Genomic DNA, 3836 nt, shown 5'->3' on the forward strand with positions numbered 1-3836 from the left:
TCCTTAAGCACCTTGCCAACACCCAATAATGGCGCGGTGACTTTGCGCGAGCTGCCAGAAAGCCGCGCTGCGGTGTTGCGTTTTTCTGGTTTGGCAGGCGAGGAAAAAACCGCTAAAAAAACAGCGGAGTTGTTAGCTTGGCTTAAAAGCAAAAACATCACGCCTATCGGCACGCCTGAACTAGCGCGTTACAATCCGCCGTGGACGTTGCCATTTTTGCGCCGCAATGAGGTGATGGTGGCGTATTAAATCATTCGGGATGTGTCATGGACGATTTAAGGCTATGGCACACCAATCACTTTTAAATATTCTTCAAGCGTGATGGCGAGGTTTTCTAGCGAGTTTTTGGCTTTGGCTAAATCTGCGTCATTTTCTAAATGCAGTTTTTCTAGTAGAGATTTGTGTTCTTCAATCGCTTTTACATGTTCGTTAAATTTGTGGTCTTTTGGGTCGTTTGCCATGATGCTTTTCCTCTTTTTCTTACCGTTGAATTTTACTAGATTACAGTTTAATCATACGCTTTCTATAGGCTAATGGGTGATTTGCAAAGATGTTTTAGGCATGCCCTGCAACCCGCATGGATATTGGGTCTCACGTATGAATAACCAACTTTAGCTGGTATATTCTGTGGGGACAACCCTTGCGGTTGCAGGGCAGGAGTTTTAGCTTATTTTGGGCAATTTTCTAGTGAATTGATGTGCTAAATATTGACTGCGAGGCGGGTTCTCAGTATAGTGCCGGCCTTCGGCGTGTAGCGTAGCCTGGTAGCGCGCCTGCTTTGGGAGCAGGATGTCGGGAGTTCGAATCTCTCCACGCCGACCACATATAAAAAGGGGCTTCGGCTCCTTTTTTGTTTTTAAGATTGATGGTGTTGCATGGAATGTGTAAGCAAGAAGTAAAACAAATTGACGGGTTTGTGTTTTACGGCTAAATTTCATTCACCTATTTTGGTTTACCAAGTGTAATTTACTAAGTTTGATTTATCACGTTCAACTCTAAGCAAAGCCCTTTTACCATGATGACCCCGATTACCGATATTCATTCTGTTTCTGAAGCGATTCGTGACGCGGTTGCGCCTGTGTTTTTACTTACCGGAATAGGCTCTATTCTTGGCGTGTTAATCGGGCGTTTGGGTCGCTCTATTGATAGAGCGCGCTTGTTAAATGATATGCCGAGTGAGAAGCGTGCAAAGGTGAGCGATGAGCTGGCGATTATCGTTAGGCGCACCAAATGGCTTAGGCGTGCAATCGGCTTGGCAACGCTGGCGGCTTTGTGCGTATGCGTTTCGATTGTGGCTTTGTTTATCTCGGTGGAATCAGGTTTTAAAATGCCGCACATTGTATTGCTGGCATTTATATCTTCTATGTTCTCGGTCATTTTGGCTTTATTGTGTTTTTTACGCGAAATTGTGCTGGCTTCGCGCGAGGTGATTGTGCCGTTTAAGTACGAAGAATAATAAATTTCAAATATTTTCTAAATTTATTCAATCAAACTTGGAAAAATTTCTAAATTTCATGTAATATGCGCACCTCGTTAGTCAGGCAGGGTGCTTAGCTCAGTTGGTAGAGCGTCGCCCTTACAAGGCGAATGTCAGCGGTTCGACCCCGTTAGCACCCACCATTATCCTGCAAGTGTGACTATCGTTTTTCTTGTTGTTTTAATAATAAGTGAGCGAGTTTAAATACGTTTTGTTTAGTTAAAAACGTACCGTTTTGGAGTGGTAGTTCAGTTGGTTAGAATACCTGCCTGTCACGCAGGGGGTCGCGGGTTCGAGTCCCGTCCGCTCCGCCAGCAAGCCTAACGATGGGCAAACCGTTGCCCATCGTTATCAATTTTTCTAGTAATAACTCCCCAAAGCTGCCTAAATGACCTGCCCTGCGACCCGCATGGATATTGGCTTGCAGAGCATGTGTTTTACAAGTTTAAAACATAAATCTTCGTACATTTTGCTAATAAAAATGCTTTAAACCCGTTTAATTTTTGTTGTAATTGCTAAAAATTGGGTGTATAAAATCACTGTAGTCTTGAATATTTAATTGATTTGAATAACCCTAAATGGAGGCACTTATCAATTGTTCTGTAGTTCAATTTCTATAGCATGACCTACGCCATTCAATTGGTATACTCGGCACCCCAACAGCCGAAAAACTCTCAATTCAATTTAGTTATTGTTGGCATATTTAAGCGGTATGATGTGTAAAAATTCATGGAAATGTCATCAATGAACAAAATATTGCTTTGGCTAATGCTTAGTTTTTGGTTTATTGATTTAGCTTATGCTGTGACTCTAGAAGAGCAATTTACTAACAAGCAATATGAACAGTTCTTGCCTGCTGCACGTGCAGATGCCGCTAAAGGCAACGTAGATGCTTTGTTTCTTTTAGGTAAAGCCAATCATTTGGGCTTAGGTGTGCCAGTAGATTTGGCGCAAGCCAAAACGCTGTATGAGCAGGCGCGCGAAAAAGGGTCGGCGCGTGCAAGCCATAATTTGGGCTCGATTGCGTTAGATGAAGGCCTAAAAGATGATGCAATTAAGCTATATGAAGAGGCGCTGAGCCGCGGTTTAAAATTCCCCACACTTTATAATTTGGCTAAAGCTTATAACGTCTCACAAGAAACGTTGAATGGGTTTGATCCGTGGGATGCGAAGAAAATCGCCGATAGCATAATTCAATCAGGCGATTATTATGCGGAGGCTTACACCTTAAAACCAGAGGACAAGGGTTACGATTTAGTCTCGAGGCAATATCTGCGTGCCTATTTAGTGGTGAACAATGCTCATGCCTTATTGAAAGAGCACTTTGATTTAGCCGCATTGCGCAAGAAAGCCGCGACTTGGTTGCAGATGGGTATGGATAAAAATGACGCAACTTCTTGGACAAACTATGGCGCCTTGCAGTTAGAGGATAAAAATTATCCTGAGGCTAAAGCGGCCCTGCAAAAAGGCGCGGCACAAAATGTAGGCGTTGCTTATTTACATTTAGGCGAAATGGCAGAATCAGGGAAAGGTCAGCCAGTCAATAAAGATGAGGCTATCGAGTTTTATGAAAAAGCCACGCAGTTGGGAGTTGAAGAGGCGCGTCCAAAAGCTCAATATTTATTGAACGAACAATTGGAATATACCAGCGATGTAGCAAAATTAGAGCAGGGTGTTAATCGATTAAATACCCTGAAAAAACCAGATGATTATGATTTTAGTGATTCACCATTTTCACCACAATCAAGGCTTGCTTCCATCAAAGCTTGGAATGCTTTGATGGAGAAGCAAAAGCAAGCGGCTAAACCATTACCCGATTTACCCTTGATTTTAAATGCCTGTGAGCTAGATTTAGACCAGCATTATGGCAGCCACTATAATTTGGGCTGGAATACTGCATGGAGACTGGTGGCGTACCCACAAACAGGTGAACCTGAGATGCTAAATGTTGAGGGATTAATTAGCAAAAAAGGTTGTGCATTTAACGAGCATTTGCCACCAATGGCACGAACTTTTTTGGAACAGGGCGTTGTGCTACTCCTACAATTTCCAAATCACACATTGCCGCTATATTGGCAAAAAGACAGTAAAACAGTGACTTTAAAGCTAATGCCTATCGGTTCGCCTTCACCTAACTTTTAAACGCATATTCTGCTTTTTATTGGAGGTTGGATCGAGTATTTAAATTATTTTCTTGGCCCTAAAAAGTCTGACTTCCCAAGTTCCACCCCATTATGGCGTAAAATATTGTAAGCAGTGGTCACGTGAAAATACACATTGGGGTTCACCCATTTAAGCAGGTAATCTTGCCCTTTAAATTTTAAATCGACTTGGCGCACAGTAATGGTCACTTCACGTG

The 3836-nt window shown here is 42.6% G+C and carries 5 protein-coding genes and 3 tRNA genes; 6 read left to right on the plus strand and 2 right to left on the minus strand.

Annotated elements, in window-relative coordinates; genetic code table 11:
- Positions 1-249 (plus strand): heme-binding protein (locus HOO90_RS00850; RefSeq protein ID WP_292838503.1); only part of this gene is annotated, 249 nt, incomplete at its 5' end.
- A 32-nt stretch (positions 250-281) separates the two neighbouring features.
- On the opposite strand, the gene HOO90_RS00855 is transcribed toward HOO90_RS00850, so the two are convergent.
- Positions 282-461: a hypothetical protein gene (locus HOO90_RS00855; protein WP_292838505.1), complete on the minus strand. Its 180-nt coding sequence runs from the start codon at positions 459-461 to the stop codon at positions 282-284.
- A 284-nt stretch (positions 462-745) separates the two neighbouring features.
- Here HOO90_RS00855 and HOO90_RS00860 point away from each other — a divergent pair.
- The 5 genes from HOO90_RS00860 (at position 746) to HOO90_RS00880 (ending at position 3619) form a co-directional block, all read left to right on the plus strand.
- Positions 746-822, plus strand: a tRNA-Pro gene (locus tag HOO90_RS00860).
- Between the two features lie 193 nt (positions 823-1015).
- Entirely contained in the window at positions 1016-1456 is a 441-nt protein-coding gene (locus tag HOO90_RS00865; protein WP_292838507.1) for a DUF2721 domain-containing protein, read from the plus strand.
- Between the two features lie 88 nt (positions 1457-1544).
- A tRNA-Val gene (locus HOO90_RS00870) sits at positions 1545-1620 on the plus strand.
- A 94-nt stretch (positions 1621-1714) separates the two neighbouring features.
- A tRNA-Asp gene (locus tag HOO90_RS00875) sits at positions 1715-1791 on the plus strand.
- Between the two features lie 430 nt (positions 1792-2221).
- Entirely contained in the window at positions 2222-3619 is a 1398-nt protein-coding gene (locus HOO90_RS00880) for a hypothetical protein (protein ID WP_292838509.1), read from the plus strand.
- Positions 3620-3663: 44 nt separating this feature from the next.
- Here HOO90_RS00880 and HOO90_RS00885 read toward each other — a convergent pair.
- On the minus strand, positions 3664-3836 hold a 173-nt coding region (locus tag HOO90_RS00885; RefSeq protein WP_292838511.1), incomplete at its 5' end, for a DUF1993 family protein.

This window comes from Methylotenera sp. (genome assembly GCF_013141425.1).
GTDB lineage: Bacteria > Pseudomonadota > Gammaproteobacteria > Burkholderiales > Methylophilaceae > Methylotenera.

Bases quoted from the DNA above. Each gene is read 5' to 3' on its own strand.
- HOO90_RS00855 (WP_292838505.1), bottom strand. From the start codon at position 461: ATGGCAAACGACCCAAAAGACCACAAATTTAACGAACATGTAAAAGCG.
- HOO90_RS00865 (WP_292838507.1), top strand. From the start codon at position 1,016: ATGATGACCCCGATTACCGATATTCATTCTGTTTCTGAAGCGATTCGT.
- HOO90_RS00880 (WP_292838509.1), top strand. From the start codon at position 2,222: ATGAACAAAATATTGCTTTGGCTAATGCTTAGTTTTTGGTTTATTGAT.